The following is a 6,392-nucleotide window of genomic DNA, read 5'->3' on the forward strand; positions in this document are numbered from 1 at the left end:
CCTCGGCCCGCTTGGGTCCCAGCATCTGCGCCCAGCGCAACTTGCGGCCGGGATCGACCTTCAGGTAGGGGCCGCTCCACGGCACGGTCGCCGGCTCCGGACAGAAGCGCGCCGGCAGGTCCATCATTGGCGCCTGCGCGTCCCAGGGCGGGGCGGTGGTGGGAGGCGTACCGGGGGACGGCGTCTGGGCGTCCACCACCACGGCGCCAAAGCCTTGCGCCGCCACCAGGGGGGCCAGGCTGGCCGGCACCTCGATGGTCAGGCGGGTGCCCGCCCCGGCCAGCAGGGGCAGGAAGCGTAGGCACATCAGGGTGTCGCCCACCCCCTGCTCATGCCACACCAGCAACCTCAGGCCGGGCGCGACGCCCGGGGACCAGGCGGGCAGGCCCTGGTGCTTGGCTGGCCGGGCGGCTGACGGCCAGCGCCAGCGGTAGAGGGCGAAACCCTCGCGATAGCGCCCCAGGCGCAAGAGGCACAGCGCGATGCCGAAGTTGGCGGCGGGCTCGTCCGGCGCCAGCGCCACCGCCGCCTGGAAGGCGATCAGCGCCTCCTCCGTCCGGCCCAGCAGGCGCAGCAGCACGCCCAGGTCGCGGTGGGGCAGCATGGCGTCCGGCCGGCGCCGCATCGCCTCCCGCAGGTGCGCCTCCGCCTCCTCGAAGCGGCACAGGCTGGTCAGGGTGTGCGCCAGGGCGCAACGGGGCAGGGGGGCGTCGGGGGCCGCCGCGACGGCGCGGGCCAGCAGGCTGACGGCTTCCGCCGCGTCGCCCGCCCGGCGCCGCAACTCACCCAGGTTGTTCAGCGCCAGGGTATGGAAGGGATCGCGCGCCAGGACATGGCGGTACCATCCCTCCGCCTCCGTCCCCCGGCCCAGCCGTTCGCACAGGCGGGCCAGTTCCACCACGGTGGGCAGGTCGTCCGGGGCCCGCTCCACACAGGCGCGCAGGGCGTCGGCGGCGGCCGACAGCCGTTCCATCCGCGCCAGCAGGCCGGCCATGTTGCGCAGGGCGTCGGGGTGCCGCGGGTTCAGGCGCAGCGCTTGAGTGTAGGCGGTCAGCGCTTCGTCGGTGCGGCCCAGCGTGTCCAGCACCTGGGCATGGTTGGCGTGGAAATCGGCCACGCCGGGATGCAGGGTGATGGCCCGGGCGATCAGCGGCTCCGCCTCCCCCGGCCGGCCCGTCTGGGCCGTGGCCACGCCCAGCAGGTGCAGGGCGTCCGGCTGCTCCGGCTCCTGCGCCAGCAGGGAGAAATAGAGCGCGCAGGCATCCGCCAGGCGGCCCGCCCGGTGATGCTCCAGCGCCACCGCCAGGACCTCCCCGACGGTGCGCATACTCCGGGCCCTGACGCGTTCCTGCTCCATGGGCCTAGTAATAGCGTGCCACCAAAGGATAGGCCACCCCGCCCCCGACGGCGCAAGGGGATGGGGCGTGCCCTTGGGTCATTTCTCCCGTGGCGTCTGATCCTTCCGTGGTGCCGCCGGACGGTGCAGCCAACGGCGGAGACGGGCCCAAAACCCGGGCGGCTTCTCGTCCGGCGTCCCGTCCTCTGGCAGGACATCATCCGTTTCCTCGGCAGCCGGCGTCTTGTCGGCCGGGGCGTTGGCCGGCAACTCGCGCCGCATTTCCACGAAATCGGTGACGGCGGGTCCTTGCAACAGGCGGAAGCCGGCGTCCAGGCCTTGGCGCACCAGCGCCAGGCTGTCGCAATGGGTCAGGATGCACCGTTCCACCCCCAGGCGATGGATCAGGGCCTTCAGGGCGGGCGTGTGCGGTACGGCATGGGGCCGCAGCGTCGCCGGCCCGTGGCCCATTCCAGGCCCACCCAGGCCAGCACCCATTCCGGATGCACCCATTTCGGGCGCACCCTTTCCGGCGTCGGTGGTGAAGCGCAGCAGAACATCATCGGGCAGGGCCGTGTCAGGCGGCAGGTCAGCGGGAATGTTGTCAAGCGCCAGCATGCACTGCCGTTTCCGCCCTATGGCCAGTGCCGCTTCGACAGCGGCGGGGGCGGCGCGCCATTCGGCGTAGGGCAGTTCGATGACGAGGCGGGCATGCCAGTAGGCGGGTAATTCATCCAGCAGGGTGTTGAAGTCGGCATGCCGGACCGTGCCCGCGTGCAGCTTGATGGCGATGGGCATACGCGGTGTCGGTTCCTGGTGCAGCAGATGGCGCAGCATCCGCTGGTCGAGGATCTCCGTGACGCGGGCCAGCATCCACGGTGACTTCAGGATGTTCACCGTGAACATCTTCTCCAGCGCCTCCAGATCGACCGTCTGTTCCATCATGACAGGGGTCAGCGTCCCGTTCTTGTCCACCTGATGAATGGAGTCACGGCGGATCAGCGAGGACAGGTCAGCGTTGTGCAGAGCCCGTTCGATTTGCAGGACGGTGGTGACGTCATTCAAAGCGGGTGGTGGCGGAGGAGCCGAACGTTCACCGGCAAGAAGGCGCAGGCAAGCGGCTAATGGCTTGGCTTCCTGGGGCAGGATGAACCAGTGCACATCCACCTTGCCCTGGTGCGCGTCCGCGAAGACATGGCTGATGCGATCGGCTGCGGCGAGTAAAGCGGGAAGCCCATCTTCACCGCCAATCAAAAGCCAGCCGTAGTCGCCTACCCTATAAGTACTAACTCTTAAGTCTGAGGCGGCGTCCCCGGTAATCGCTTTGAGTTCCGCATTCACAATTCTGTGGATGACCGGTTCATAAGCATCCGCGACGCCGGACAAATCCAAGAGTACGGCGTGATTTGTCCCTTTAATATGCAGTATACTTGAGGGATCGTCTGGATTTATCTGAGTATGATTGGCCATTCTGGGCGCGCCCGTGATGTAATGCGCGAGCATGGTAATCTCGCAAGGTGCAGTTTTTATTATATTATTCGACTCTAGTCTTGGATATTGATTTGTATCAAAATCACGCTGTCGGCCTATGACATCCGCTCAAGAACGTGGAATCGGGAAGATGATTGTGAAAATAATTATCAAATCGGAAAGGCGGCCTGAGGTTTCCTAGGAAATCCTCTCGCTAAGGCGATGCTCTGACGGGTTGATGACGATGACTGACATGTGGAGAGGGGACGGCTCCTCCACGCACGTCGCGGATGGCGCGGCTCCTGCTCCTGCTCCTGCTCCTTCTCCGCTTTCCGCTGCCCGTCGACCCAAGACCCAGCCGCTCATCACAGCGCCGCCGCCGGTGGAGGAGTCGGAGGAATGGGTCATCAGCTACATGGACATGGTCACCCTGCTGATGGTGGTGTTCCTGGGCATGCTCGCCATCCTGGGCATGAAGGGGCGGCTCGCGCCCTCCACGGCGATGCCGCCGTCCATGCCGGTGGCGGTCGCGACGGATTGTCCGACAGCCCCGATCTTTTCCGCCCCGATCTTTTCCACGGGTGACGAGCCTGTGATGGGAGGGGCGGCTGAGGCGCCGGCGGGGACGCCTGCCGCCGCACTGCCGGCCCGCGTGCGCACGTTGCTGGCGCAACTGGACGCGGCGGGGCAGGCGGCGGACCTGGATATCAGCTCGACGGATCGCCGGCTGACCATCGCCATCAAGGATCGCATCCTCTTCGCCTCCGGCAAGGCCGACTTGGCGGCGCCCGGCCGTCGCCTCCTGGCGACCGTCGCTCTTGGCCTGAACGCATTGCCCGGCGTCGTCACGGTCGAGGGGCACACGGACGATGTCGCCATCTCGACGGCCCGCTTTCCCACGAACTGGGAACTGTCGTCCGCGCGCGCCAGCGCCGTGGTGCGCGCGTTGATCGCCGCCGGTGTGGCGCCGGACCGGTTGCGGGCGGTGGGGTATGCCGACACCAAGCCATTGGTGCCCCATGACCGGGCCGCCAACCGGCGCGTCGCCATCATCGTGGAACAGTGAAGCGGCCGCTCGGATCTGCTTTCCCCTCTGGCGCGCTTTCCCCTAGGGGCTTGAGCGGCGATCGCATATGAAATGCATTACATCCACGTGAAGGAGGGCCCATGTCCCACGGAGAAGACCTGTCCCATACAGAAGACTTGCGCCGCATCGCCGCGCAGGAACAGCGCCTGGTGTTTGACCGCTTCAGCCACGAGGTGGCTTGGGCGCTGGGTGGTTGGCTGCGGCAGGCGGGGCTGGAGCGGGGCGGGGTCCTGGTGGTGGATGTGTCGCTGCACCGGCAGCAGGTGCTGCGCTTGGCGGTGGGGCCGGCCACGCCGGACCATGACGACTGGATTCGGCGCAAGCGCAACACCACCCTGCACTTCGCCCGCAGTTCCTACGCCATCGGCCTGAACCTGGCGCAGCAGGGCACAACGCTGGAGGCTAAGAGCGGGCTTGCCCACCGCGACTACGCTACCCATGGCGGCAGCGTGCCGCTGGTCGTGGCCGGTGCCGGCTGTATCGGCGCGCTGACCGTGTCCGGCCTGCCGCAGCGCGAGGATCACGCCCTGGCCATGGCTGCCTTGGCCCACGTGCAAGGCCGGGACATCAGTGATATCACGCTGGCTTGAGGGGCAACCCGCCACCGCTCGCGGCTGTGCCCGTTAGCGATCAAGGGTGATCGGGCCATCACGCGTGGTGCCCGTGTTGGCTTCCGGCGTCTTGGTCAGGGTGTCGCCCCGGCTGCGCTTTTCCTCATGCTTGCCATAAATTTTGTCCAGGCGCTCGAACTCCGCCTTGTGGAAGGCCTCGACCTCCTCCCGGCTGCCGAACTGGGGGGCGGTGATGATGATTTCATCGACCGGGCCTTCGGTGCGGGGCGGGGCCACCGCGTCCGGATCCTGGGGCGGGGCCGACACCTTGACGATGGAAGTGGGCAGGCCGTTCTTATCCAGGCCGGGCTTGGGGGCCGCCTTGGCCGGATCGGCGGCGGCCGGCTGCTGCGGGGCCGGGGCCGTCTGGGCAAAGGCAACGGGTGCCGCCAGGGCCGTCAGGACAAGGGCCGCCAGCCCCAAAAGGGCGGGAAGCGGGCGGGCGGGAAAGGGCCAAGTACGGGCGAGCACGGGAAAAGTCTCCGCAGCGACGGTCATATAGCTTACCACGTGCCACCATCCTGCCAACTGTTGCCTGCCCGCCACCCGTGCGCGCGTCCGTTGCAGACGGGGCAGGGGTGGCATGGTTGAAAAACGGCGGCCTATCGCCTCGCGGTACCGCGGGAGACAGGCGGGTAGGGGCGCCTTGGAGGTACGGTATGGCGGCGGCGGTCTTTGATGAGTATATCGGCATCGACTGGACGGGGGCCTTACCCGCCCGGGGTATCGCCATCGCCCGTGTCCGCCCGGTCGACGGCGTCGTCCACCTGGTGCCGCCGCCCGCCCGCCACTGGACCCGCCGCCAGGCCATGGACTGGGTGGCCGGCCGCTTGGCGGCGTTGCATGGGAATGGAGCCCGCGCCCTGGTCGGCATCGATTGCGGCTTCTCCCTGCCCTATGTGGCGGGCGACGGCTACCTGGATGGCCGCGTCGCCGGGGTGAACGACCTGTTCAGCCTATGGGACCTGGTGGAGGATGCCGCCGGCGACGGGCCGATGGCCCTGGACTTCTGCGGCACGCCGGCCCTGTCCGACCCGCGCCTCCACCCCAGTTTCTGGGCGGCGGGCAAGCGGCCGGCGCACTGGACGGACGCGGAAGGCGGCGGCAAACGCCGCCTGGTGGAACTGGTGGCGGCGCGCACGGGTGTGGGCAACCCCGTCTCCGTCTTCAACCTGGCGGCGGCGTCCAAGCAGGTGGGCAAGGCCTCGCTGGCCGGCATGCGGTCCTTGCGCCACCTGAAGGCCCGCCTGGACAATGCGCTGGCGGTATGGCCGGCGGAAGCATTGGAGGGGCCGGCGGGGCCGCGGTCGGCGGTTGTCGAGATCTACCCCACCCTGTTCCGGCGGCGCGCCCATGGGTTGGCCAAGATACGCGACCGCGCCGCCATGGCGGCGGCGCTGGCCCGAATGGGGTGTCATATGGGCAGCCATGCGGGGACGGACGTGCCGACGGTCTTTGACGACCACGCCGGTGATGCCATGATCGCCGCCGCCGGCATGATGCGGTGGGCGTCCCGCGACGATGTCTGGACACCCAAAGGGCTGGACACCGGCACGGCGCGGCGCGAAGGATGGATCTTCGGTGTCACCGGCGTCGAGGGTGGGGGATGAACCAGGTTATCGTCGTCGCCGCGGGCGGCGCCTTGGGCTCGGTCCTGCGATACTTGTCGCAGGTGTGGCTGGGGCGCCTGCTGGGGACGGACTTCCCCTGGGGCACCCTGTTCGTCAACATCGTGGGCTCACTGCTCATGGGCGTGCTGGTTGAAGCCGGCGGCAGGGTGTGGCAGGTCTCGCCTGAGATGCGCGCCTTCCTGGCGGTGGGCGTCCTGGGCGGGTTCACCACTTTTCCTCGTTCTCGCTGGACATCGGCACGCTGGTGTCGCGGGGGG

7 protein-coding genes are annotated in these 6,392 nt (G+C 68.3%); 4 read left to right on the forward strand and 3 right to left on the reverse strand.

Features of this window, described 5'->3' with window-relative positions; genetic code table 11:
- On the reverse strand, nucleotides 1-1,327 hold a 1,327-nt coding region (locus I55_RS16515; protein ID WP_044561678.1), incomplete at its 3' end, for a tetratricopeptide repeat protein.
- 108 nt (nucleotides 1,328-1,435) lie between these two features.
- A complete protein-coding gene (locus I55_RS16520; RefSeq protein ID WP_148293784.1) occupies nucleotides 1,436-2,839 on the reverse strand; it encodes a hypothetical protein in 1,404 nt (467 codons plus the stop codon).
- 205 nt (nucleotides 2,840-3,044) lie between these two features.
- On the opposite strand from I55_RS16520, the gene I55_RS16525 reads away from it, so the two are divergent.
- Both I55_RS16525 and I55_RS16530 read left to right on the forward strand, forming a co-directional pair.
- Nucleotides 3,045-3,872, forward strand: coding sequence for an OmpA family protein (locus I55_RS16525; protein WP_083901170.1), 828 nt, complete (start codon nucleotides 3,045-3,047; stop codon nucleotides 3,870-3,872).
- A gap of 101 nt (nucleotides 3,873-3,973) precedes the next feature.
- Entirely contained in the window at nucleotides 3,974-4,483 is a 510-nt protein-coding gene (locus I55_RS16530) for a heme-degrading domain-containing protein (RefSeq protein ID WP_044561680.1), read from the forward strand.
- Nucleotides 4,484-4,516: 33 nt separating this feature from the next.
- On the opposite strand, the gene I55_RS16535 is transcribed toward I55_RS16530, so the two are convergent.
- Nucleotides 4,517-4,975, reverse strand: coding sequence for a hypothetical protein (locus tag I55_RS16535; protein ID WP_148293785.1), 459 nt, complete (start codon nucleotides 4,973-4,975; stop codon nucleotides 4,517-4,519).
- 188 nt (nucleotides 4,976-5,163) lie between these two features.
- Here I55_RS16535 and I55_RS16540 point away from each other — a divergent pair, with 188 nt between their 5' ends.
- Both I55_RS16540 and I55_RS16545 read left to right on the forward strand, forming a co-directional pair.
- Nucleotides 5,164-6,114, forward strand: a complete 951-nt coding sequence (locus I55_RS16540; protein WP_044561682.1) for a hypothetical protein — start codon at nucleotides 5,164-5,166, stop codon at nucleotides 6,112-6,114.
- The coding region (locus tag I55_RS16545) for a CrcB family protein (protein WP_044561683.1) at nucleotides 6,111-6,392 on the forward strand (282 nt) is incomplete at its 3' end. The genes I55_RS16540 and I55_RS16545, both read left to right, overlap by 4 nt.

It is taken from the genome of Azospirillum sp. B4 (assembly GCF_000333275.1).
In the GTDB taxonomy this organism is placed as follows: Bacteria; Pseudomonadota; Alphaproteobacteria; order Azospirillales; family Azospirillaceae; genus Nitrospirillum.